The organism is Affinundibacterium danionis (genome assembly GCF_042432465.1).
GTDB lineage: Bacteria > Pseudomonadota > Gammaproteobacteria > Burkholderiales > Burkholderiaceae_D > Undibacterium > Undibacterium danionis.
Map to the genome: position 1 here is coordinate 21366 of NZ_JBHLXJ010000036.1, position 23923 is coordinate 45288.

Here is a 23923-nt window from a genome sequence, read left to right on the forward strand (position 1 = left end):
TCGTCTATAATTCACGCTTATATTCCCGAATTGTTACTTACCATCTGATTGCAGAGAACGCATGTCATCTATTTCTATTAAAACCGCTGAAGATATCGCTGGCATGCGCATTGCCGGTCGTTTAGGATCTGAAGTGCTTGATTACATCACACCTTTCGTCAAAGCTGGAGTCACCACAGGTGAGCTTGATCGCTTGTGTCATGAATACATGACGAACGTGCAAGGCACAATCCCAGCCCCGCTAAATTACTGCCCGCCTGGTTATACACCTTATCCAAAAGCAATTTGCACTTCGGTTAACGATGTAATTTGTCATGGTATTCCCGGCGATAAAGTTCTAAAAAATGGCGATGTCGTTAATTTGGATATTACTGTTATTAAAGATGGTTACCACGGCGACAACAGCCGCATGTTTTTCATCGGCGAACCCTCTATCTTGGCAAAGCGCTTAAGTGAAATCACATATGAATGTATGTGGTTGGGCATACAACAAGTCAAGCCGGGCAATCACCTAGGCGATATTGGTCATGCGATTCAACAACATGCTGAAAAAGCTGGCTACAGTGTGGTTCGCGAATTTTGCGGTCATGGGATCGGTAAAGTTTTTCATGAAGAGCCCCAAATTCTACATCACGGTCGGCCAGGTACTTTGGATGAATTAAAACCCGGCATGATCTTTACTATAGAACCTATGATCAACGCAGGACGCCGTGAAATCCGTGAAATGAACGATGGCTGGACGATCAAAACGAAAGATCGCAGTTTGTCGGCGCAATGGGAGCATATGATACTGGTCACAGAAACTGGCTATGAAGTATTAACTCTGTCCGCTGGCTCTCCACCACCACCCGCCTTCATTACACAACAAAATACCACAAAAGCCCAAGCCTAATGAAAACAGCCATCGCGAATGCCATGGCTTTCAAAGCAAAGCTCAAGGCTGAACAGCAAGTCATTATTCAATCCTTCAAAGATAAACCGAAGGCTGAAACACTACTCAAAGATTTGTGTCGCTGTGTCGATATCAATTTAAGCGAGATCTGGAAAAGCTTTAACTTTCCCAAAGAACTCGCGCTTGTGGCGGTGGGTGGCTATGGTCGCGGCGAATTATTTCCGTATTCGGATGTCGATGTCTTAATTCTTCTAACCGATCATCCCGACAAAGCACTACGAGAAAAACTCGAAAGTTTGGTGCAAATATTCTGGGATATCGGTTTAGATATCGGGCATAGCATACGTACCATCGACGAATGCATGACCGAGGCTGCCGTTGACATCACGGTCAAAACAGCCTTGCTGGAAGCACGATTATTGGCAGGTAGTCGGAATAGTTTTCGCGAACTAAAAAATCGCTATGATGAAGCGATGCATCCTCAGCACTTCTTTCAGGCCAAGCTACTAGAATTACATCAACGTCACGTCAAATACGAAGACACGCCCTACAGTTTGGAACCCAATTGCAAAGAAAGCCCGGGCGGACTACGCGATTTGCAAGTCATATTGTGGGTCGCAAAAGCCGCCAAACTCGGTGACTCGTGGGCAGAATTGGCGGCACGAGGCCTGATCACAGCAGCCGAAGCACATCAACTGAAACGCAATGAACGCGCATTTAAAGACATCCGTGTTCGTCTGCACATACAAGCCGGTCGACGTGAAGATCGCTTGGTATTTGATCTGCAAAACGCCATCGCTGCCACCTTCGGTTTCGAAACCACCGAATCACGCCGTGCCAGCGAATATTTGATGCAGCGCTACTATTGGGCAGCCAAAGCCGTCACGCAATTAAATACGATACTTTTACAAAATATTGAAGCCGTATTATTCCCGCTGCCTCACCAAGCACAAGCAATTAATCCACGCTTTAATGAAGTGAACGGACTGATCGATATTGCAGACGAAAACGTGTTTGAACACACACCTTCCGCGATGCTGGAAGTATTTTTATTACTATCGCAGAACGCCAACCTAAAAGGCATGACCGCTAAAACTTTGCGTGCGCTATGGCATGCCCGCAATTTAATCGACGCTGAATTCCGTCACGATATTTTTAATCGCGGTACGTTTTTACAAATATTGCAGTCGCCACGCGGCATCACCCACGTGCTGCGCAGTATGAATCAAACCAGTATTTTGGGACGCTACCTGCCCAACTTCCGCCGTATCGTAGGACAAATGCAGCATGATTTATTTCACGCCTATACAGTTGATCAGCATATCTTGATGGTGGTACGTAATTTACGCCGTTTCACCATGACTGAACACGCGCACGAATACCCATTTTGCAGTCAACTGATGGCTAATTTTAATCAGCCTTGGGTGCTCTATATCGCGGCTCTGTTTCATGATATTGCCAAAGGTCGCAATGGCGATCACTCGGTTTTAGGTATGGCTGATGCACGTAAATTTTGCTTTGATCATGGCATTTCTAAAGACAATACCGAGTTAGTTATTTTTTTAGTGCAGCAGCATTTAACGATGTCGCAGGTCGCGCAAAAACAAGACTTATCCGATCCAGATGTGATTCAAGCTTTTGCCAACTTGGTTAAAGATGAACGACATTTAACGGCGCTGTATTTGCTCACTGTATGTGATATTCGCGGCACCAGCCCGAAAGTATGGAATGCTTGGAAGGGTAAGTTGCTAGAAGACTTATACAAAATCACCTTGCGCGTACTGGGTGGAGAAACACCGTCGACAGACAGAGAGCTAAAAAATCGACAGGAAGAAGCACTCAAAGCGCTACGCCTCGTTGGCATAGAAAATAATGCACATGCCAAATTGTGGGATGAGCTCGACATCGTCTACTTCCTGCGCCATGACGCCTCCGACATCGCGTGGCAAACTCGTGTCTTGCACGACAAGATCAGTAGCCCTACTCCCATCGTCAAATGCCGCGTAGCGCCGATTGGAGAAGGCCTGCAAGTCACTGTCTATTTGCCAGATCAAGCCGATCTATTTGCCCGCATTTGCAATTATTTCGATAGTAAGAATTTTGCCATTCTGGATGCAAAAATCCACACAACAAAAAGTGGCTATGCGCTTGATACCTTTCTAGTCACCGAACCTGCTTTTGCTCGCAATTATCGTGACATCATTAATTTGATAGAGCATGAATTAGCAGAAGTTTTGGCAAAACAAACGCCATTGAGCACGCCCAATCAAGGACGACTATCGCGCTTATCGCGTAATTTCCCTTTGGTTCCAACCGTTGAATTGCGTCCTGATGATAAAGGCCAATACTTTCTATTATCAATTTCCGCCAACGATAGAAATGGCTTGCTGTATTCAGTGGCAGGCGTCCTTGCTAAATATAAAATCAACCTGCATACCGCCAAAGTGATGACCTTGGGCGAACGCGTAGAAGACGTGTTCTTGGTCGATGGCGCCGCTTTGCACAATCCTAAAAATCAAATTCAATTTGAATCTGAATTGCTAGATGCTTTAAGAATTTAACTCACTACAAACCTATCAACACAGAGGCACGGAGAAGAAATACAAGAGGACTGAAAACAATTCACTCTTTCTAAACTTTGTACTACAGCCTCAAGAGTAGGTGCATTTAATAAATTAGAACAGTTATATGACAGAACAATTAAGACTTTCCAAACGCATGTCCGAATTAGGCTTATGCTCACGCCGCGAAGCCGATGAATGGATCGCCAAAGGCTGGGTACGCGTAGACGGCAAAGTTATCTCCGAGTTGGGTAGCAAAGTTTTCCCAGATCAAAAAGTCACGGTAGAACGCCAAGCGGCCGCCGAACAATCCAAGCGCGTCACTATCCTTATCAATAAACCAGTTGGCTATGTCAGCGGACAGGCGGAAGATGGTTATGAACCTGCAATTGCTTTAGTTAAAGCAGAGAATCGCTGGAGCGAATGCAAAGTCGAAAACGAATTTCATCCCACGCAACTGCGCAGTCTAGTGCCTGCGGGACGTCTGGATATTGATTCCGTGGGATTGTTGGTGTTGACCCAGGATGGGCGCGTAGCGAAGAAATTGATCGGTGAAAATACCGACGTTGAAAAAGAATACTTGGTGCGCGTTGAGTACACTAAACCAGGCAAATTGCCTGCTGGTGATTTACGTTTATTGAATCATGGTTTAAGTTTAGATGGAAAAAAACTGATTCCCGCAAAGGTTCGCTGGATGAATGAAGACCAATTACAGTTCATTCTCAAAGAAGGCAAAAAGCGTCAAATTCGCCGTATGTGTGAAATGGTAGGATTGCGCGTGGTTGGTTTGAAACGTGTGCGTATTGGCAAAGTCCGTTTGGGGAATTTACCCGAGGGGCAATGGCGCTATTTACGAGATGATGAACCGTTTTGATGCTATCGGCATTTAAATTCATTCTGCAGTAAAAAGATGGGGCGAGTAAATTATTATTTACTCGCCCCTAATTTACTAAAACGACTCTGAAGCCGTATTACAGCTGGTAAATTAAATTAACTGAGTTCTTCTAAACGCAACTTAGTTACTTTGCCCGTTACTGAAGCTAAGGCTTCGATTCTAGCAATTGCTGCATCCACATTTTTTTCTTGCGTCTGATGCGTTAGCATGATGATGTCAGTACGGAACTCACCTTCTGCAGGTTCCTTTTGCAGCATGGCATCGATAGAAATAGAAAATTCAGCCAATATCTTCGTCACATCAGCCAATACACCTGGCTTATCTTCCACACGCATGCGTAAATAGTAACTCGTGTACACTTCAGAAATTGGCAATACGGTTAAGTCGCTTAGTGCATTCGGTTGGAAGGCCAAATATGGAACGCGATGCTCAGGATCGGCCGTTGCCAAACGTGTGATATCAACGACATCCGCAATCACAGAAGAAGCGGTTGGTTCGGAACCTGCCCCTTTTCCATAATACAAAGTGGCACCCACTGCATCACCTTGCACTAACACTGCATTCATCGCGCCTTCCACGTTTGCGATCAAACGTTTTTCTGGAATTAAAGTCGGATGTACGCGTAACTCTATACCTGCATCGCTGCGCTTGGTGATCCCCAATAATTTGATGCGATAACCGAGTTGTTCTGCGTATTCAATATCAGTTGCTTCTAATTTGGTGATGCCTTCGATGTAGGCTTTGTCGAATTGTGTAGGAATACCAAATGCAATAGAAGCCATGATAGTGAGCTTGTGTGCCGCGTCAATACCTTCGATATCAAAAGTTGGATCGGCTTCTGCATAACCAAGCGCCTGAGCTTGTTTCAAAACGGTGGCGAAATCCAATCCCTTGTCACGCATTTCGGACAAGATAAAATTCGTGGTGCCGTTGATGATGCCGGCAATCCATTGGATGCGATTGGCAGTCAAGCCTTCACGCAAGGCTTTAATGATAGGAATGCCGCCAGCCACAGCCGCTTCAAACGCAACCATCACGCCTTTGTCTTGCGCGGCCTTAAACACTTCATTGCCATGTTTAGCGATCAAAGCTTTATTTGCTGTGACAACGTGCTTACCATTCGCAATCGCTTTCAAGACCAAATCTTTGGCAATATCGTTGCCGCCGATTAGCTCAATGACGATGTCAATGTCGGGATGATTCACCACCAAATTGCCATCGGTAACGATTTCAACTTCACCTTTGACGATATCTTTTGCGCGATCCACATTGCGCACTGCCACCATCGTAATTTCAATCGCACGACCAGCACGGCGCATAATCTCTTCTTGATTGCGCTTAAGAACATTGAAGGTGCCGGAGCCGACTGTGCCTAATCCTAATAGGCCTACTTTGATGGGTTTCATATATATTTAATTAAAAAAGATTGATTATAAATTATTCACTTGCCTGCTTAAGTGCAAACTCACCCGTTCCATGACGGCGACGATAGCCCTCAAGGAAGCGCGCGATTCGGCTGATGGCATCTGTCAAATCATCTGTGTTGGGCAAGAATACGACGCGGAAATGATCTGGTGCGATCCAATTAAAACCCGTGCCCTGCACTAATAAAACACGTTGCTCAACCAAGAGCTCTTGGATGAAAGCCTGATCGTCTTCTATTGGGTAAATAGTAGGATCAAGTTTGGGGAACATATACAGTGCAGCTTTTGGCTTGACGCATGTGACCCCGGGGATGGCGGTTAATAGTTTGTGCGCGAGATCGCGCTGTTTTAGAAGTCGACCGCCAGGGCCAACTAAATCTTTAATGCTTTGATATCCGCCCAAAGCAGTTTGAATGGCGAATTGCCCCGGCGCATTTGAGCACAAGCGCATTGAGGCCAGCATGTTCAGGCCTTCGATGTAATCCTTGGCGTGACGTTTTTCTCCAGAAATCACCATCCAACCGGCACGATAGCCGCAAGAACGATAGTTTTTAGAGAGGCCATTGAGCGTCAAGAACAACACATCATCAGCTAAAGATGCGATAGAAACGTGCTCAGCTTCATCATACAAAGTTTTATCGTAGATTTCGTCAGCAAACACAATCAATTGCTTCTCGCGGGCGAGATCGACAATTTTCTGTAAAATTTCTACCGGATATAAAGCGCCGGTCGGATTATTCGGATTAATGACGACGATGGCTTTGGTATTCGGCGTAATTTTGCGCTTGATGTCTTCAATATCAGGCATCCAATCAGCACTTTCATCGCAGATGTAATGCACAGGTTTGCCACTAGAAAGACTGACGGCTGCGGTCCACAATGGATAATCTGGTGCAGGGACCAAGACTTCGTCACCGGGATTAAGTAGCGCATTCATGCCCATCACGATCAATTCAGATGCGCCATTGCCGATGTAAATATCATCAATCGTCACACCACGAATTTTCTTCTCTTGCGTGTAGTGCATGATAGCTTTACGTGGCGCAAACATCCCTTTCGAATCCGTATAGCCCGCGGCACTTTGCATATTCAAAATCATATCCTGGACGATTTCGTCCGGTGGACCAAAGTTAAACACGGCTAGATTGCCGATATTTAACTTGATGATTTTCTGACCTTCTTCTTCCATCTGCTTGGCCTTTTCTAATACAGGGCCGCGGATGTCGTAACAAACGTCTGCAAGTTTTTGGGATTTTTGGATGGGGCGCACGAGACTGCTTTCAAAAAGTGAATTAAAAAATGCTGCACTGCCGAATGAACCATTCTGCCCAAAGCGCCCTCTTTTATCAACGTGTTTTGGCAAAATATTTAATTAAGTCTTGTTTTTTCAGATTTACGCACAATTTAGTGCTTCTATTTTGATGATTTTCCACAGAAAATAAAAACTGAAATCGCATCAATAGTCCTATCATTGGATGCATTGGATGCATTGGATGCCAATATGTAAATCTGCCAACATAATAGTTCCGTACCGATGCGCGAACCCAACCAAAACACAATCCAAATCACAATCCAAATCACAAACTAGGACACTTACATGCTGAGAGAATTATTACTGCAACTGCGAGCGCCCCAGGATGCAAATTTTGATCCCCTTCCTAATTTAATCCAGCTATTCAATGCAATCCGACCGCTAAACACTTCAACCAGCTCTCAATTACCCGCTTTAAACCGAATATTGCAAACGGAACCTGCTTTGGCGCAGGGCTTGCGTACCCACATTTTGCAATTATTAAATCAACGGCATGCTGTTTTACTGCTCGCGACATCTGGCATTTATCCTGCCACGGGCGTATTTGCTGAAACGCTACGTCGCCTTTCACATAAGCTGTTGCCCGAAGTTGATGACAGCAGCCAGCTCAAAGATGCCTTACGCGAAATACTCACGGTCAGCGATGCAAAATGGCTAGCCAACAGTGATTTGAAAGATTGGGAAACCTTAATTTCACTGCTCAATTTTTCTCAGACAACGTCCGAACCGGTTATCAGTCAGAGCAAGGCCAGCAAGACGACCAAGCCCTTGCTATCAGATGTGCTCGAAGCCCTGCGCGTGGTAGCCCATAGGATTGCCGCAGCTGGTTTGGAGCCAGAAATGTTGCGGCTTGATCCCAATCTGGAAAATCATGCCTCACCGTTTTTAGGCGTCTGCGAAGAAGCATTGCAACTGAGTCGTGACATCGAAAACCATCTGAGTGCAGGTGATCTTTCAGATTTGCGCCAGGTTGATGCGCGCCACCTCGATGTGTTGATTGATCAAGCTAGTGCCGCTATTGACCGTGTGCGCCGCCGCGCGCAACAGCATGGGGCGAGTTTTTATTTGACGTTTCATTTGCGCCGCTTGCAGCAGCATTTAGACCGACTCGATAAACTGACCGTCCTGCTAGCAAGCTACATCAGTCAAGATCAGACCGTCATTAGCACCCACATCGCTGACTTGTGGCTAGAGCTTGCGATGGCTGAATGCAGTCAAAATAATATACGACAATTTTGGCGTCAAAACGCGGAACTAGTTGCTTTGCGCGTTACCGAAAACGCTGGACGTAGCGGCGAGCATTACATTACCGAAACTCGTAGCGATTATTTTTCTATGTTAAAAGCGGCCGCTGGCGGTGGTATTGCTGTCGCACTGGTAGCGGCAATTAAAATCAATATTGGCGCCCGTGGTCTAGCACCACTGGCGGAAGTGCTTGCCAATTGCCTCAATTATGGTTTGGGTTTTGTGTTGATACACTTACTGCATTTTTCTGTCGCGACCAAACAACCTGCAATGACAGCTAATGCGATTGCCGCAGCGATCGGTGAAATACAAGGCAACTCGCGCGACCGGCAACGCGATCTTGAACCCCTAGTGAGTTTGATCGCCCGCACCATGCGTACGCAGTTAGCAGCGATCGTAGGCAATATCGGATTGGCAATACCCGTCGCCCTGCTGATCGCTTATCTCGTACAACACTTGAGCGGTGTGCATTTCGTTACACCTGCAAAAGCCAAACATTTATTGCATGACATTGATCTGTTCAGTGCGGGTACTTTAATTTTTGCTGGGGTTGCAGGCGTATGCTTGTTTTTGGCGGGTTTGATTGCAGGCTATTACGATAATTTGTGCAGCTATAGTCGGATTCCTGAGCGCTTAAATCGACTGCAATGGCCGCAAAAACTTTTTGGCAAAGCGCGATGGGAAAGAGTTAGTGACTATATCCGCAATAATCTCGGCGTATTAGCAGGTAACTTTTTCTTGGGTTTTTTACTCGGTGGTGCGGCGGGCTTAGGGGCTTTATTAGGGCTGCCATTGGATGTCCGACACACTACGCTGTCATCCGCGATGTGGGGTTATTCCTTATTTGCTCTAGATTTTCAAGTGCCTTGGCAAATGATACTTACGACGGCATTGGGTTTCTTGGGGATTGGCATCGTAAATTTAGGCGTCAGTTTTTATCTGGCATTGTCGGTCGCTTTGCGCGCCCGTGGCGTTGACTTTACCCAGCGCTTAAACTTAGGAAAAGCCATCGCTAGACGTTTTATTCAGAGTCCTAGGGAGTTCTTATTGCCGCCAAAGAAGCGCTCAGAATAAACTCAACTTAGCTCAAATCAGCTCATCTCAACACACTGACCTTTGAGCAAACACGGGAAAAAAGCTACAATGCGGCAGCTTTCTTAAGTAACACTTAATTTGTACACGGGTGTCACTTTGGAGGTGCCGCTCAGCGCACATTTTTCAAACTTCAATCTACCACTCCATGAAGCTACACGCGACCAACACCCAACAATATCAAACTGTTACCGCTTACGACGAGGCTGGCGTCGAATTTAATGCAATTCGCTACGATCACAGTCTGATCGTTTTGCCCGAAGTGATACCTGTTGCTTGGGATGTGGCTCACTTCGATGCATTGACCGCAGCACATTTTGAACAAATTGCCAGTACCGAACCGGATGTCGTCATTTTGGGTACCGGAAAAAAGCAAAAATTCATCCATCCAAAATTAATCACCGCACTAAGCGCCAAGCATAAGGGCGTGGAGTGCATGGATAATCAAGCGGCCTGCCGTACTTATAATATCTTGATGGCTGAGGGGCGCAAAGTTGCGCTAGCTTTGATTTTGGAGAAAGCATGAATCAATCGTATTTGAAGACACCTTATGATTCGCCCAAGACTTTATGGACGGTGCTGATCGCTTTTTTAGTCGTGTGGTTTTACATGCTAGGTGCTCGTACTTTAGTGCCTACTGATGAAGGTCGCTACGCCGAGATGGCTCGTGAAATGGTAGCAACCGGCGATTGGATTACGCTACGCTTAAACGGTATTAAATACTTCGAAAAGCCACCGCTGCAAAATTGGATGAACGCTTTGACCTTCAGCCTGTTTGGTCTGGGCGATTGGCAAGCCCGCCTGTGGACCGGCCTCTGTGGATTAATCGGCATCCTCGCGGCCAGTTACACCGCGTTCGAATTTTATGGCCGTCGTGTTGCGATTAGCACAGCCTTAATTTTAGGCTCCAGTTTTTATTGGGCGGCGATGGGTCATATCAATACTTTGGATATGGGCCTGTCTGGCATGATGACTTTAGCCTTGTGCGGTTTGTTGCTGGGGCAACGTGATGGTGCCAGCGACCAGGAGCAAAGAAATGGCATGCTCTTGTGCTGGGCCGGCATGGCTTTAGCTACTATGTCCAAGGGCTTAATAGGCTTTGTATTGCCTGGCGCTGTGTTGGTGCTATACACAATTTGGACGCGTGATCTTGGTTTGTGGTTGCGCCTGCATATGGGCAAAGGTTTATTACTGTTTTTTGTGATTACGGTGCCTTGGTTTATTTTGGTATGGCAAGCAAATCCGGAACATCCACACTTTTTCTTCATTCACGAACATTTTCAACGTTTCACTAGTACCGTGCATAAACGCGGTGGCGCTTGGTATTACTTCTTCCCATTGCTAATCATTGGTATCGTGCCGTGGTTAGGCTTGTTGTTGCAAAGTTTATTCGCTGCTGTGCGTGCTGAGCAAAACCGATTTCAAGCGAAAAAAATGCTGCTGATTTGGTCGGTATTCATCTTCTTTTTCTTCAGTATTTCTGGTTCGAAACTGCCCTCTTATATTTTGCCTATCTTCCCAGCGTTGGCGATTTTGATTGCTTGTGAATTAGAGAAAATATCAATCACAAGTTTGCGCATTAATGCAGGCATGTTGACTGTAATTGGTATTGCCGCCTTGATCTTTACGCCCAAAATTGCGGGAATCGCTAAAGCCGCTTACGAAACACCATTTTATGAAGCCATGATACCGTGGGCATATGCTGCGGCAGCCATCGCTTTGCTGGGCGGAGTAATAGGTTTTGTATGGGCGAAGCGAAATAAAGATATTGCAATTCTGGCGATGGCGATCGGTGGCTACCTCGGTGGCCAGGTCGTATTCATCGGTCACGATCAATGGGGTAAATACAGTGCAGGCGTCTATCATTTGCCGGCAATTCAGGCGGAATTAAAAGCCGACACTCCTATCTTTGCCGTTGGTCGATATGAACAGTCGCTGCCGTTCTACTTACGTCGTACCACCATCTTAGTTGAACATCCCGATGAGATGGAATTTGGTGTCGGCATTCAGCCTGAACTATGGATACCTAAGCGTGCCGACTTTATCCTCAAATGGCGAGCAATGCATGCCAAAGGTGAGAAAGCGGTAGCGTTTTTAAACCCTACCGTTTACAAAGCAATGCAAGATGAAGCGGTACCGATGAAGTTACTAGGCGAAGATCCAAAACGGATTATTGTGGCGATTCCTTAATCGCATTTGCCTAGGCTTTTTAATCACGGATCAAACCATTTTTACGAAAGAATACTATGAGTAGCAATCAAGCTTTTCTTCCTTTTACGAAACCGACGATAGACGAGGAAACAATCAGCGCAGTCGCCGATGTATTGCGCTCAGGCTGGCTCACGAGTGGTCCAAATGTAAAAGCCTTGGAAGCACAATTATCGGCTTACTTTGGTGGTCGTCCGGTTCGTACTTTCAATTCCGGTACTTGTACTATGGAGATCGCTTTGCGTATCGCAGGCATCGGTGCTGGTGACGAAGTGATTACCACGCCCAATTCTTGGGTCGCTACCGCCAATGTGATTATCGAAGTTGGCGCGACGCCCGTCTTTGTCGATATCGATCCTAAGACTCACAATATTGATCTGAACAAAGTCGAAGCGGCCATTACGCCTCGCACCAAAGGCATTATTCCCGTTCATATGTGCGGTCTGCCGTGCGATATGGATATGTTGTACGCCATCGCAAAAAAACACAATTTACGTGTGATAGAAGATGCGGCACAAGCCATCGGCTCGACTTGGAAAGGTCAACGCATAGGCGCTTTTGGTGATTTCGTCTCTTTCAGCTTTCAGGTGAATAAGAACGTCATGACAGCTGAAGGCGGTTGTCTGGTGTTGAACAATGAAGACGAAGCAAAACTAGCTGAGAAATATCGCCTGCAAGGTGTGTCACGTACTGGACTCGACGGCATTGACGTCGATGTGCTGGGCGGCAAGTATAATATGACGGATATTTCTGCCGTGATTGGCCTAGGTCAGATGAAACGTTTGGAGGAATTCAATGCAAAGCGTAAGTCACTCGCACAGCATTACTTCAATACATTTGGCACTGACTTTGAAACGTCCACAGGTGCGGAATTGCCCGTCGCTGACTTTACAAATTCGAATTGGCATATGTTTCACATCGTTCTACCAGAACGAGTAAATCGCGCAGAGTTTATGCAGAAAATGCTCGATCTGGGTATAGGGCTTGGTTACCACTATCGCGCCATTCACTTATTTACCTTCTATCGTGAGCGCGGATTTACCGATGGCATGTTCCCGATTGCGGAACGTGTTGGTAAACAAATTGTGACCTTACCACTTTTCCCCTCCATGACTGAAAGTGATGTCGAACGGGTAGTGTCTGCGGTAAAATCTTGCCTACAATAATTTCTCGGCAGAAAAATACAATGCATCCTGAACTTTCCGTTGTCATTCCCGTATATAACGAAGAAGCTGGTCTTGCTAAGCTCTACGCACGTCTATACCCCGCCTTAGATAAGTTGGCTGAACGCGGCGTCAGCTATGAAATCGTATTTGTCAACGATGGTAGCCGTGACCGCTCCGCTGAAATTCTCGCGGATCAATACCGATTGCGCCCCGATGTGACGCGCGTTGTCTTATTTAATGGTAATTATGGACAGCACATGGCGATTTTGGCGGGATTTCAGGCAACTCGTGGCGATATCGTAGTCACGCTTGATGCAGATTTACAAAATCCACCCGAAGAAATCGGTGCCTTAGTCGATAAAATGCGCGAAGGTTATGACTACGTCGGCTCAATTCGCCGCAAACGTCAGGATGCAGCTTGGCGCACTTATTTATCGAAGGCGATGAATCGTATTCGTGAAAAAATTACCCGTATTAAGATTACGGATCAAGGCAATATGTTGCGTGCTTATGGCCGCAATGTCATTAATCTAATTAATCAATGTAGTGAAGTGAACACCTTCGTGCCCGCCCTCGCCTACACTTTTGCGCGCAAACCGACCGAAATTGTGGTTGAGCATGAAGAGCGCACTGCAGGCGAATCCAAGTATTCGTTCTACAGCTTGATTCGTTTAAATTTTGATTTGATGACGGGCTTCTCCATCATGCCTTTGCAGTTGTTTTCCATGATGGGCATGGTGTTGTCTGGGTTGTCTGGCGGTCTTGTAGTTCTGCTGTTGATCCGTCGCTTTTTCCTCGGTGCAGAAGCGGAAGGCTTATTCACCTTATTCGCGATTGCTTTCTTCATGATGGGCGTGATTTTGTTTGGCATTGGATTATTAGGCGAATATGTGGGGCGTATTTACCAACAAGTACAAGGCCGTCCGCGCTTTGTGGTGCAAACCATCCTAGAAGAAAAATCTGAGGATCAAGCGTAATATGAGTAATTCCGGCCTTGCTGCAATGCCATCCGCGGTGGTATTTGCTTATCACAGCGTGGGTGTACGCAGCATCAAAACCTTATTGGCACGCGGTATCGATATCAAACTGGTCATCAGTCATGAAGACAGTGCGACAGAAACCATCTGGTTTGAATCCGTTGCGGCTTTATGTGAAGAGCGTGGCATACCTAGAATTACCCCGGAAAATCCAAATACACCGGACGTGATTGAGCAGATCGCGGCAATCGATCCTGACTTCATCTTCAGTTTTTACTACCGCAATATGTTGTCTAACGAGGTGTTGGCGCTGGCTAAACGCGGTGCATATAATTTGCACGGTTCGCTATTACCAAAGTACCGCGGTCGGGTGCCTGTGAATTGGGCAGTATTGCATGGGGAAGCCGAAACCGGTGCAACATTGCATGAAATGACGGTCAAGCCAGATGCAGGTGCCATCATCGGTCAAACTGCGGTTCCCATCCTGCCTGACGATACTGCGTTTGAAGTGTTTGGTAAGTTGACTGTGGCCGCCGAACAAACCTTGTGGAAAGTATTGCCTGCACTCATTGCGGGCAATGCACCTCACCTACCGAATGATTTGAGCAAAGGCAGTTACTTTGGTGGACGAAAACCTGAAGATGGCCGCATAGACTGGAGCCAATCGGCACAACAAGTCTACAACTTGCACCGGGCAGTAGCTCCACCTTATCCAGGCGCTTTTACGGACATCAAAGGCAAGCGCTTCGTTATAGAAAAAGCACGCCTAATCAATCATTCCGCCACAAAAGTCCCTGCAAATTTGCCGCAAGGACTATCTGTAGTGGATAATGTCGTCTTTGGCGTCTGTGGTGATGGCAATGCGATTGAAATTCTCGCCTTGCAACACGAAGGTAAAACGCTAGACAGTGCGGCATTGTCACGACTGCTTACCTAGCGCTTAAGAGCCCGCAGTGCTGCAATATTGGTCTAGACTGGCGCTAGCCGAATCTACAATCTTTAACTTCTCAGAGAAACTACTATGAAAAAAGTCCTCATCCTTGGCGTGAATGGTTTTATCGGTCACCACCTTTCTAAACGCATTCTCGAAACGACGGATTGGGAAGTATATGGGATGGATATGCAAACCGAGCGTTTGGGTGACTTACTAAACCACCCACGTATGCATTTCTTTGAAGGCGACATCACCATCAACAAAGAATGGGTTGAATACCATGTTAAGAAGTGCGATGTTATTTTGCCTTTAGTAGCAATCGCAACACCTTCAACCTACGTCAAACAGCCATTACGTGTTTTCGAACTCGACTTTGAAGCGAACTTACCTATCGTCCGCTCAGCAGCCAAATATGGCAAACATTTGGTGTTCCCATCGACATCTGAAGTGTATGGCATGTGCCATGATGAAGAATTTGATCCAGAAAACTCTGAATTAATCTGCGGACCAATCAACAAACCACGTTGGATCTACTCTTGTGCTAAGCAATTGATGGATCGCGTCATTTGGGGCTATGGCATGGAAGGTTTGAACTTCACGCTGTTCCGTCCATTTAACTGGATTGGTGCTGGCTTGGATTCTATTCACACGCCTAAAGAAGGCTCTTCACGTGTCGTGACACAATTCTTTGGTCATATCGTTCGCGGCGAGAATATTTCCTTAGTCGATGGCGGCGCACAAAAACGCGCATTCACCTACATTGATGACGGCATTGACGCTTTGGTACGTATCATTGCTAATAAAGATGGCGTGGCGTCCGGTAAAATTTATAACATTGGCAACCCAAGCAACAACCACTCTATTCGTGAATTAGCACACATGATGTTGGAATTGGCAGCTGAGTATCCAGAGTACGCAGAATCTGCGAAAAAAGTACAGTTGACTGAAACCACCTCCTCCGCGTACTACGGTGGCGGTTATCAAGATGTACAAAATCGCGTACCTAAAATCACCAATACTTGCGAAGAATTGGGCTGGACACCAACTACCACTATGGCCGATTCTATGCGCCATATTTTTGATGCGTATCGCAGTCAAGTCGCGCAAGCACGTGCATTGATGGATTAATTTTATTGAGTTGATTCTTTTCTAAAATCTATATGATCAAGTGATTAGATCGAGATAATAGGAAATTGACGTCAGAATTTGCTTCTTGAAGTGAATTCTGACGATTTGTTTTTTACCCCTGTTTTACACGAACATTAGTGATGCCCACGATCGTATTAAAGATTGATGTGGACACCTACCGAGGCACCCGCGAAGGAGTGCCCAATTTGGTGCGCATACTCAAGCAACATCAAGCGAACGCGACCTTCTTGTTTTCCTTAGGTAAGGATCACACAGGATGGGCTTTGCGTCGCGCATTTCGACCAGGATTTTTCAAAAAAGTCTCGCGTACATCGGTGCTGGAGCATTACGGTCCTAAAACCTTGATGTATGGCGTTTTCTTGCCGTCACCAGATATTGGAAAAGAATGCGTAGAAGAAATGCGGGCGACTAAGCGTGCAGGTTTTGAGTGCGGTATTCACTGCTGGGATCACGTCGTTTGGCAAGACAACGTGAGACGCCGTGGTGAGGCTTGGACGCAAAAACAAATGGATGCAGCCTACCAGCGCTACATCGATATTTTTGGCGCCCCGCCTAAAACTTTCGGTGCTGCAGGTTGGCAGATGAACCCACATGCTTTTGCACAATTGGATGCGTATGGCATTCAATATGCGTCTGATAGTCGCGCCATGTTAAATCCGGATGGTAGCTTGAGCCATCAAGCCGCTGGCCCTTATCGCTTGAGCGTGGATCAACGCGAATTTCAATGCATACAAATGCCGACGACACTGCCTACTTTGGATGAAATGTTGGGTTTGGAAATTGATGGTGAACAAATTTCTGAATCTAATATCGCCGCGGCTATTTTAAAGCTCACGGCTGAACCAAGAAATCATGTATTTACCATGCATGCGGAGCTTGAAGGCCAGAAACTTGCCCCCATATTAGTAGAATTGCTTAACGGCTGGAGCGAACAAGGTTATCAGTGCATTTCTATGGGACAGTATTATGCCAACCTACGTGAACAAGAATTGCCTAGCCACCCGTTGACATGGGCTGAGCTCCCTGGACGCTCTGGAGAACTGGTCGCACTGGATCTAAAGTAGGAATCTTCGTTTTCTCCATCAACTTTTTCCTTTAGGAGATTTTTTGTGTCAGAAAGCCTCAGCATATCAAATCAAGAAGTACCAAGTGCGCTTGGCTGTCAGGTACCACAATTTTCAGCTGCTATGACAAACAATGGTCAATTCGAATTGAATCACTATCTCGGTAAAAAAGTTATTTTATATTTTTACCCCAAAGATAATACGCCCGGTTGTACGACTGAAAGTATTGCATTCCGCGATATTCATCCACAGTTATTGGCAAACAATTCCGTTATTTTTGGTATCAGTCGCGACAGCCTGCGTTCACATGAAGGTTTTAAATCAAAACTGGAATTGCCATTTGAATTAATTTCAGACACCGACGAACAGCTATGTCAGTTGTTTAATGTGATTAAAATGAAAAACATGTACGGTAAACAAGTGCGTGGTATCGAGCGCAGTACATTTGTTATTGACGAGTCTGGCAAGTTAGTGAAAGAATGGCGTGGAGTGAAGGTCGCAGACCATGCTAAAGCCGTTTTAGATTTTGTGAATATTTGAGAGAATTAGTAAGTAAGCATCCATAATTGAAATCGAACCGATACCAAATAAAAGCCGTTTCAGAAGATTTATCAGTCTTCTTGAGCGGCTTTTATTTTTGTTATTTTATTTCCGTCCTTTTTACTTCGTAACTCCACTTTATTAAGAGGTTCGAATGCCTTTACCAAAATTGCCGACCAAACCAGCGGCCCTACTCTCTCCTAAGGATTATCCCAAGGCGAGTCAGGGAGCACATAAAAAAACCAGCGGAACTGAATTAAAAACGGCAACTAGCACTAAATCCAAGCCTAATATCACGACGAAAGCCTTGCCCGCGCCAAATAAAGCGCCATCACCTGCGAAAGAAGTCGCGAGAATCTCAGCCGAAACGCTAGAGAAAAATACGCAAAAGTCCCTCGTTGTTAGCAAGTCAAAACACAATCCTGCCAAGTCGCCGGTGAGTAAAGCGGCTGACAAGAAAGGAATCACTAAACTTTTTGTATTAGATACCAACGTTTTAATGCATGATCCAACATCCTTGTTCCGCTTCGAAGAACATGATGTCTATCTTCCTATGATCACTTTGGAAGAGCTAGACGATCATAAAAAAGGCATGTCGGAAGTCGCTCGCAATGCACGTCAGATCTCGCGTTCTCTCGATGCATTAGTCGGTGGAATTGAAAGCGACGACATAGAGCAAGGTATAGAGTTGTCCAAGCTTGGTAATAAAGATGCCAAAGGACGCTTATTTTTCCAAACCAAATTGCAGGGGGGCTCCCTTCCCCAAGGTTTGCCCCAAGGTAAAGCGGATAATCAGATCCTCGGTGTAGTACGAGCCTTGGAAGCAGAATTCCCGGGACGTCCTATCGTCTTGGTATCGAAAGATATCAATATGCGCATCAAAGCGCGCGCCATGAGCTTACCTGCTGAAGACTATTTCAACGATCATGTGTTGGAAGACTCGGATTTGCTTTACACCGGTATCGTGCAGTTACCAAATGATTTTTGGAGTAAACATGGTAAAGGTATCGAAACTTGGCAAGAAAATCGAAACGGTCTTAGCACTACTTTTTATCGCATCACCGGCCCGCTCATTCCTAGTTTATTGGTGAATCAGTTTGTCTATTTGGAGCCGAACAATGGCGAGGCTTCTTTTTATGGACAAGTGCGGCAAATCAATGGCAAAACTGCCGTACTACAAACCCTGCGTGATTATGGCCACTCCAAACACAGTGTCTGGGGCGTCACTTCGCGTAATCGTGAACAGAATTTTGCTCTAAATCTGTTGATGGATCCTGAATGCGACTTTGTCACTTTACTGGGTCAGGCTGGCACTGGTAAAACTCTATTAGCCTTGGCGGCTGGTTTAGCGCAAGTATTAGAAACCAAAACCTATAACGAAATTATCGTGACTCGGGTGACGGTACCTGTAGGTGAGGATATTGGTTTCTTGCCTGGTACTGAAGAAGAAAAAATGTCGCCATGGATGGGAGCGTTTGACGATAATCTCGAAGTTTTAAACAAGTCGGATAGTGACGCGGGTGATTGGGGACGTGCGGCAACTCAAGATTTAATACGTTCAAAAATCAAAATTAAATCGCTCAACTTCATGCGGGGTCGTACCTTCGTGAATAAATTTTTAATCATCGATGAGGCGCAAAATCTCACACCCAAACAAGTCAAAACCTTGGTCACCCGTGCGGGACCAGGCACCAAAATTATTTGCTTGGGAAATATCGCACAGATTGACACACCTTACTTAACCGAAGGTTCTAGTGGCCTAACTTATGTCGTAGATAGATTCAAAGGTTGGTCACATAGTGGGCACGTTACTTTGGCAAGAGGTGAACGTTCAAGATTGGCAGATCATGCCAGTGAAATTCTTTAATACGCTCATTTTTATCAACCGATTGGCTTGTAAAAGTTTCATTAATTATCCAATATAATTTCATTATCAAGATCATAAAGGCGCCCGATTCATCCTTGAACGGGCGCCTTTATTTTTGCCAAACGAGTTTATCTGGGGAAATTAACTTTACAAATCACTGCCTATGAGCAACACTACAATCACATTAACTAGGACAGTCAGCAACAATGAATGACGACATCAACCACGAAGATGCTGTTTTTTTCGTAGAGGACGATAAGGCACAAAATGACGCCAGCGTTGCCGCTCAACTGCCAGCTTGGAATATCTTAATTATTGATGATGATCCTGATGTGCACACTGCCACCATGTTTGCGCTACATGGGCTAAAAATCCAAAATCGGTTTTTGCATTACTTGCACGCCTATTCAGCCTCTGAAGCGAGGCATTTGCTACTACATAGTGAATCCATTGCAGTAATCTTGCTGGATGTTGTGATGGCGAACGACGATGCCGGTCTTCAGTTAATTAGCTACATACGTCATACCTTATCTATGAAGGATGTACGGATTATTTTAAGAACAGGGCAAGCTGGCTACGCCCCTGAAATGGAAGCGATTCGTGACTACGATATCAATGATTACAAAAACAAAACAGAATTAACTCAAGCAAAATTATTTACCACGGTAACTTCTGCCGTCCGTTCTTATGAGCAGATCCGAACTATTTCCACTAATCAATTAGGTTTGGAAACCATTATTAAAGCCAGTGCGAGATTGATGGCATTGAGTGATATCCAAGAGTTTGCTGAAACCATTTTAGATCAAGTTATAGATCTCATTTCTCAAGATGCCGATGCCTTTATTTGCGCTATCAATTTGACAGATTTTTCTCGGATTGGAGACGACTTAAGTAGCGGTGCACACGTTATCGCTAGCAAAGGTCAGTACTTGAATTGGAATAATCAAGCCTTTGTACAAGTTGCGGAACGTGAGCAGCAGATAAAGGTACAGAAAGCTTTATACGAACGCAACCACGTATTCGACGCCGATAGTTGCGTTCTATACTTTAGTAATCATGACGGTGTAAGTATGGCCATGTATCTTAATGTTGGTTTTTCAGCCAACACCAATCAGGTAAGATTATTGAAAACGTTCTGTAGTAATGCTTCGGTTTGCCTAGAGAATGTGGCACTCAGCGCACGCATGCACAACTTGGCCTTCTTTGACCCCTTGACTGGCCTATCAAATCGCCTACAGTTGTTGCAGGCTCTTAATGCGGGTTTACGCTCTCATAAAAAATATGACAGCGTATTGGTACTAGTCGATATCGATCATTTTTCCGAGACAAACGATGCACTAGGTCACCAATTTGGCGACCTGTTGCTCAGTGCAGTCGCTCGTCGCTTAGTGGAACATTTTGGTGATGCCTGCCAAATAGCACGTATTGGTAATGACATTTTCGGCATACTCGGGCATGAAGAGATAATTGCCCCTGAAATGATTTTAAATTTATTCACCAAACCATTTTTGGTTGATCGACAGAAAATGCAAATTTCGGTCAGCTTAGGTTTGATCAAGCTGTCAGACTATGAACTGCAAGCGACCGATGCATTGAAAGATGCGAATATCGCTTTAAAACGGGCAAAAATTCACAATCGTTCTCGCTACACCTATTTCACCAGAGATTTAGGGGTGGAGATTCGTGAACGCGTTCGCATGATGCATGCACTGCGCGCGGCATTTGAAAAAGATCGATTATTTATTGTCTATCAGCCGCAAGTGAATATGCGAACCGGCAACACGGTTGGAGCCGAAGCTTTATTACGATGGAAAACTGAAGAAGGCGACTTCGTACCACCGGATCAATTTATTCCTATTGCTGAATATTCGGGCCTGATCGTTAATATTGGTGAATGGGTGCTACGCACTGCCTGTTTTGAATGGGCTACATTGAGCAAGCACACGGATACTAACTTTAAGATCGCAGTCAATGTATCACAAGCGCAGTTCTCTCACCCGCTCTTTCTACGCAGCGTAGAAAGAGCGTTGGCTGACTCAGGCATTCCAGCTGACTGCTTGGAATTGGAAATTACCGAATCTATGGCGATGAATGACCCCGACGCATTGATTGAAAGTATAGCGAAATTAAAAGCCATAGGCGTTCGGGTTTCAATCGATGATTTTGGCACGGGCTTTTCCTCCCTCAGTCATTTACAAAAATTGAGAGTCGATAAACTAAAAATCGACCGCTCTTTTGTCAATCAAATGATACGCGTTAATAATGACGCCAGCATCGCTAGAATGATCATCGAATTAAGTCAAAGTTTGAAAATCGACATTATTGCTGAGGGTGTAGAAACACAAGCCCAAGCAGAACTCTTAATATCTTTTGGATGCGATTACGCACAAGGCTTTCACTATTCAAAACCGCAAACCAAAAATGACCTAATTATTTGGCTGACCAATAGCTAAGCACAAATACCACAAATCATTTAGGGAAATTCACAGAGTACACAAGTTTATTCGAGCCTTTAAACCAACCAATATGAGCAAAAGCACAAGGTGAAATAAGATTCTATTCCAAGCCTTGAAAACAGACACGCAGCATGTTCTCAACAATTAGATCTCTGTCCATCTTGCTAAAGCGCCGCAAATATTCAACAGCGGGATCGCAACTTCGGGCATAGTAGCTAAACAAAATCACATCTGAACTCAAATTCTTACTCAGGTGCCCATCTTTTTGAGCTGTGATTACGAGATTTTCTAGTTGCGAATTTAATTTAATTACCCTGCCCACGTACTTTAAATTACGCATCAACATTTCACGTACCGCATTGCTGGTAGAGGGTAAAAATGGCAAACCACCATCTAGGCGCACTCTTAATGCCCATTCCAATAAGGCAGACAATCTTTCTTTGGCCGAATAATTGGCAGGAAACGATTCGAGTTGCGCAGTTGCCCCATCTAGTAAACGGATCATGGCAGCACCGACCAAGTCCTCTTTGGACTTGAAGTGTTTATATAAACTGGGTTTAGATATGCCAATTAAATTGGCCACATCATCCATCGTCATCAGATCAAAACCCTTATTCGCCAAAATCGTTGTTGTAGCGTCAAGGATTGCGTCTTCTCTCAGGCGAAACGCCTGATCTTTAAAATTTAGTTTGCTAAATATACTCATCGGTATTAATATCTACTAATCAGTAGCGTTTTTATCGGATCGGTATTAATATTAGCACCGAAGTAAAGCAGCGACAACTAAATCAGACGTTTTTGTCCATGCCAAATCAATTGTTCAACATTTCAGCAAAAATCAGAAAGTGAATAGCATGACGCAAAGTGTCAAAAAAATTGCAGTGATTGGATCAGGCATTTCGGGACTGGCTAGTGCTTATTTTCTGCAAAAAAAGTATCAAGTAACCCTATTTGAAGCGAATCACTATCTAGGTGGTCACACCAATACCGTTGATATCGAGGTCGAAGGCAAACAGCAAGCTGTCGATACCGGTTTTTTGGTTTTTAACGATAAAACCTACCCTAATCTAATTGCACTTTTTAAAGAACTTGAGGTGGCGAGTTATGCCACGGATATGTCTTTTGGTGTTTCGTTAGACGATGGACGATTGGAATGGGCGGGCACCAATATAGATACTGTGTTTGCGCAAAGAAAAAACATCGTATCAATAAATTTTTTATTAATGCTTAAAGATATTTTGCGTTTTAACCGTGATGCCGACAAAAATCTAGTCGAGAGCGAAGTCAGCAAAATGAGTTTAGGCGCTTTACTGGATGCGCAAAATTACAACCAAGCCTTCCGGGAACAATATCTCATTCCTATGGCGGCTGCGATTTGGTCGAGCTCGCCTGAGGATATTCTGCACTTCCCTGCCAGTACATTCTTACGCTTTTGCATCAATCACGCCTTACTCCAGGTCAATGATCGTCCGCAGTGGCGCACTGTCTCCGGCGGCGCACGAACTTATGTGAAAAAAATCGCAGCGACACTGAGTGATGTACGTTTGAATTGTCCAGTGCATGGTGTGACGCGCAAAGACCAATCAGTGATTATTAATAGTGCTCAGGGAGATGAAACATTTGATGCCATTATTTTTGCCACGCATGCGCCGGACACCTTACGCATACTCGCAGATGCTAGTGCACAGGAACGTCGTTTGCTCTCACAAGTGCGCTATCAAGCTAACACTGCCTACTTGCATACCGATTTAAGTTTGATGCCATACAATCGCAAAGTATGGTCAGCTTGGAACTACTTGAGCAGCAAGTCACAGTATCAGTCAAATCAACAAGCGGTATGTGTCAGTTACTTGCTCAATCAATTGCAAAATTTGCAGATTCAAACGCCAGTCATGGTGACGCTCAATCCACCTAACGCGCCAGCAGCAGAAAAACAATTAGCTAAATTCGAATACGATCATCCGATATTTGACCAACATGCAATCGATACGCAGCAAGAGTTACACCTGATACAAGGCCAGCAATCAACTTGGTTTGCAGGCGCATGGACTGGTTATGGTTTTCATGAAGATGGATTGAAATCAGCACTGCGAGTACTGCGTGATTTTGATGCTGCCCCCTCTTGGGCTAAGGCGCTCTGA

18 protein-coding genes are annotated in these 23923 nt (G+C 45.1%); 15 read left to right on the forward strand and 3 right to left on the reverse strand.

Annotation, left to right across the window (positions count from 1 at the left end; translation table 11 throughout):
• Positions 1-61: 61 nt before the first annotated feature.
• The 3 genes from map (at position 62) to ACFFJH_RS19650 (ending at position 4327) form a co-directional block, all read left to right on the forward strand.
• Positions 62-892, forward strand: coding sequence for a type I methionyl aminopeptidase (map, locus tag ACFFJH_RS19640; protein ID WP_390214780.1), 831 nt, complete (start codon positions 62-64; stop codon positions 890-892).
• Positions 892-3453 (forward strand): [protein-PII] uridylyltransferase, encoded by a 2562-nt coding sequence (locus tag ACFFJH_RS19645; protein WP_390214782.1) that lies wholly within the window; start codon positions 892-894, stop codon positions 3451-3453. The genes map and ACFFJH_RS19645 overlap by 1 nt, the downstream gene beginning before the upstream one ends.
• A 127-nt stretch (positions 3454-3580) precedes the next feature.
• Positions 3581-4327: a pseudouridine synthase gene (locus ACFFJH_RS19650; protein WP_390214784.1), complete on the forward strand. Its 747-nt coding sequence runs from the start codon at positions 3581-3583 to the stop codon at positions 4325-4327.
• A gap of 116 nt (positions 4328-4443) precedes the next feature.
• Here ACFFJH_RS19650 and ACFFJH_RS19655 read toward each other — a convergent pair whose 3' ends face one another.
• Positions 4444-5754, reverse strand: a complete 1311-nt coding sequence (locus ACFFJH_RS19655; protein ID WP_390214786.1) for a homoserine dehydrogenase — start codon at positions 5752-5754, stop codon at positions 4444-4446.
• A gap of 31 nt (positions 5755-5785) precedes the next feature.
• On the reverse strand, positions 5786-7042 hold the full coding sequence (locus tag ACFFJH_RS19660; protein ID WP_390214788.1) for a pyridoxal phosphate-dependent aminotransferase: 1257 nt from the start codon (positions 7040-7042) through the stop codon (positions 5786-5788).
• A gap of 327 nt (positions 7043-7369) precedes the next feature.
• Here ACFFJH_RS19660 and ACFFJH_RS19665 point away from each other — a divergent pair, with 327 nt between their 5' ends.
• The 11 genes from ACFFJH_RS19665 to ACFFJH_RS19715 all read left to right on the forward strand — a co-directional run bounded on the left by ACFFJH_RS19665 (position 7370) and on the right by ACFFJH_RS19715 (position 21779).
• Positions 7370-9403: a recombinase gene (locus ACFFJH_RS19665; protein WP_390214791.1), complete on the forward strand. Its 2034-nt coding sequence runs from the start codon at positions 7370-7372 to the stop codon at positions 9401-9403.
• Between the two features lie 166 nt (positions 9404-9569).
• On the forward strand, positions 9570-9947 hold the full coding sequence (locus tag ACFFJH_RS19670) for an Mth938-like domain-containing protein (RefSeq protein WP_390214793.1): 378 nt from the start codon (positions 9570-9572) through the stop codon (positions 9945-9947).
• On the forward strand, positions 9944-11611 hold the full coding sequence (locus tag ACFFJH_RS19675; RefSeq protein ID WP_390214795.1) for a glycosyltransferase family 39 protein: 1668 nt from the start codon (positions 9944-9946) through the stop codon (positions 11609-11611). The genes ACFFJH_RS19670 and ACFFJH_RS19675 overlap by 4 nt, the downstream gene beginning before the upstream one ends.
• A gap of 56 nt (positions 11612-11667) precedes the next feature.
• Positions 11668-12795, forward strand: coding sequence for a DegT/DnrJ/EryC1/StrS family aminotransferase (locus ACFFJH_RS19680; RefSeq protein ID WP_390214797.1), 1128 nt, complete (start codon positions 11668-11670; stop codon positions 12793-12795).
• Between the two features lie 20 nt (positions 12796-12815).
• Entirely contained in the window at positions 12816-13772 is a 957-nt protein-coding gene (locus ACFFJH_RS19685; protein ID WP_390214799.1) for a glycosyltransferase, read from the forward strand.
• 25 nt (positions 13773-13797) lie between these two features.
• A complete protein-coding gene (locus tag ACFFJH_RS19690; protein WP_390214989.1) occupies positions 13798-14709 on the forward strand; it encodes a formyltransferase in 912 nt (303 codons plus the stop codon).
• An 84-nt stretch (positions 14710-14793) separates the two neighbouring features.
• Positions 14794-15834 carry a bifunctional UDP-4-keto-pentose/UDP-xylose synthase gene (locus ACFFJH_RS19695; RefSeq protein ID WP_390214801.1) on the forward strand — a complete coding sequence of 347 codons (1041 nt, stop codon included), beginning with the start codon at positions 14794-14796 and terminating at the stop codon, positions 15832-15834.
• 140 nt (positions 15835-15974) lie between these two features.
• A complete protein-coding gene (locus tag ACFFJH_RS19700; protein WP_390214803.1) occupies positions 15975-16919 on the forward strand; it encodes a polysaccharide deacetylase family protein in 945 nt (314 codons plus the stop codon).
• A 45-nt stretch (positions 16920-16964) separates the two neighbouring features.
• Positions 16965-17459, forward strand: a complete 495-nt coding sequence (locus tag ACFFJH_RS19705; protein ID WP_390214805.1) for a peroxiredoxin — start codon at positions 16965-16967, stop codon at positions 17457-17459.
• 154 nt (positions 17460-17613) lie between these two features.
• Entirely contained in the window at positions 17614-19326 is a 1713-nt protein-coding gene (locus ACFFJH_RS19710) for a PhoH family protein (RefSeq protein ID WP_390214807.1), read from the forward strand.
• Between the two features lie 206 nt (positions 19327-19532).
• Positions 19533-21779 carry a putative bifunctional diguanylate cyclase/phosphodiesterase gene (locus tag ACFFJH_RS19715; RefSeq protein ID WP_390214809.1) on the forward strand — a complete coding sequence of 749 codons (2247 nt, stop codon included), beginning with the start codon at positions 19533-19535 and terminating at the stop codon, positions 21777-21779.
• Positions 21780-21882: 103 nt separating this feature from the next.
• On the opposite strand, the gene ACFFJH_RS19720 is transcribed toward ACFFJH_RS19715, so the two are convergent.
• Positions 21883-22488, reverse strand: a complete 606-nt coding sequence (locus ACFFJH_RS19720) for a TetR/AcrR family transcriptional regulator (RefSeq protein WP_390214810.1) — start codon at positions 22486-22488, stop codon at positions 21883-21885.
• A 148-nt stretch (positions 22489-22636) separates the two neighbouring features.
• Here ACFFJH_RS19720 and ACFFJH_RS19725 point away from each other — a divergent pair, with 148 nt between their 5' ends.
• Positions 22637-23923 carry an NAD(P)/FAD-dependent oxidoreductase gene (locus tag ACFFJH_RS19725; protein ID WP_390214811.1) on the forward strand — a complete coding sequence of 429 codons (1287 nt, stop codon included), beginning with the start codon at positions 22637-22639 and terminating at the stop codon, positions 23921-23923.

Coding starts and splice junctions, on each gene's coding strand:
- ACFFJH_RS19685 (WP_390214799.1), top strand. CDS start 12,816: ATGCATCCTGAACTTTCCGTTGTCATTCCCGTATATAACGAAGAAGCT.
- ACFFJH_RS19720 (WP_390214810.1), bottom strand. CDS start 22,488: ATGAGTATATTTAGCAAACTAAATTTTAAAGATCAGGCGTTTCGCCTG.
- ACFFJH_RS19695 (WP_390214801.1), top strand. CDS start 14,794: ATGAAAAAAGTCCTCATCCTTGGCGTGAATGGTTTTATCGGTCACCAC.
- ACFFJH_RS19655 (WP_390214786.1), bottom strand. CDS start 5,754: ATGAAACCCATCAAAGTAGGCCTATTAGGATTAGGCACAGTCGGCTCC.
- ACFFJH_RS19675 (WP_390214795.1), top strand. CDS start 9,944: ATGAATCAATCGTATTTGAAGACACCTTATGATTCGCCCAAGACTTTA.
- ACFFJH_RS19715 (WP_390214809.1), top strand. CDS start 19,533: ATGAATGACGACATCAACCACGAAGATGCTGTTTTTTTCGTAGAGGAC.
- ACFFJH_RS19665 (WP_390214791.1), top strand. CDS start 7,370: ATGCTGAGAGAATTATTACTGCAACTGCGAGCGCCCCAGGATGCAAAT.
- ACFFJH_RS19690 (WP_390214989.1), top strand. CDS start 13,798: ATGCCATCCGCGGTGGTATTTGCTTATCACAGCGTGGGTGTACGCAGC.
- ACFFJH_RS19645 (WP_390214782.1), top strand. CDS start 892: ATGAAAACAGCCATCGCGAATGCCATGGCTTTCAAAGCAAAGCTCAAG.
- ACFFJH_RS19650 (WP_390214784.1), top strand. CDS start 3,581: ATGACAGAACAATTAAGACTTTCCAAACGCATGTCCGAATTAGGCTTA.
- ACFFJH_RS19725 (WP_390214811.1), top strand. CDS start 22,637: ATGACGCAAAGTGTCAAAAAAATTGCAGTGATTGGATCAGGCATTTCG.
- ACFFJH_RS19710 (WP_390214807.1), top strand. CDS start 17,614: ATGCCTTTACCAAAATTGCCGACCAAACCAGCGGCCCTACTCTCTCCT.
- ACFFJH_RS19670 (WP_390214793.1), top strand. CDS start 9,570: ATGAAGCTACACGCGACCAACACCCAACAATATCAAACTGTTACCGCT.
- ACFFJH_RS19680 (WP_390214797.1), top strand. CDS start 11,668: ATGAGTAGCAATCAAGCTTTTCTTCCTTTTACGAAACCGACGATAGAC.
- map (WP_390214780.1), top strand. CDS start 62: ATGTCATCTATTTCTATTAAAACCGCTGAAGATATCGCTGGCATGCGC.
- ACFFJH_RS19700 (WP_390214803.1), top strand. CDS start 15,975: ATGCCCACGATCGTATTAAAGATTGATGTGGACACCTACCGAGGCACC.